Annotated in this window: 1 protein-coding gene; it reads right to left on the bottom strand. The window is 54.3% G+C overall.

The features are described from left to right. A partial coding sequence (locus EOA60_RS35885) for a PLP-dependent transferase (protein ID WP_245502715.1) occupies positions 1-643 on the bottom strand: 643 nt, incomplete at its 3' end. Positions 644-683: the final 40 nt, after the last annotated feature.

The following is a 683-nucleotide window of genomic DNA, read 5'->3' as shown; positions in this document are numbered from 1 at the left end:
GATCATCGCTACTCTCCAAGCCGACGCTGATTCGCAGATAGTTAGTTGCTCCACTTGAAGACATCACTTGGCGGTCAACGCTTATTGGCGCGACAATGCTCCGTGTGCCGCCCCAAGATGCGCCGATAGCGAACGTTTTCAGGCCGTCTAATGCTCGATCGACGATCTCTGCATAAACTCCATCCACCTGTACGCTGAAGACGCCGGAACTGCCCTTAAAGTCACGCTGCCACAAACTGTAGCCGGGAAAACTGGATAGGCAGGGATGCAGCACGGGATAAGGAAAATTGGCGGTCAACCGGTGCGCAAACTCTTCCGATATTTCGCCGACATGCCTCAGTCGCAGGGCCATGGTTTGCATGCCACGTAACGCAAGGGAACACTCGTCAGGTGATACCCCAACACCTAGAGAGTTCAGGGTGTTTCGTATTTGGCTATAAAGCTCCATATCGCGGAGGATGATCGCGCCCATCAAAATGTCGGAATGGCCACCAACGTATTTCGTCAATGCTTCGGCGACTATGTCGACGCCCAGATCCAGCGGTTTGCATAGGAGCCCAGTCGCCCAGGTGTTGTCGCAACCAAGCACTGCGCCCGCTGCCTTGGTCAATCGGGATATACTGGGAATATCGGATATTTCCATCGTGGTCGACCCTGGTGACTCGACCCATACGAGCTTCGTG

It is taken from the genome of Mesorhizobium sp. M1A.F.Ca.IN.020.06.1.1 (assembly GCF_004023265.1).
In the GTDB taxonomy this organism is placed as follows: domain Bacteria; phylum Pseudomonadota; class Alphaproteobacteria; order Rhizobiales; family Rhizobiaceae; genus Mesorhizobium.
Note: the sequence above shows the minus strand (reverse complement) of the source record. Positions and strands in the feature narration are given on the sequence as shown.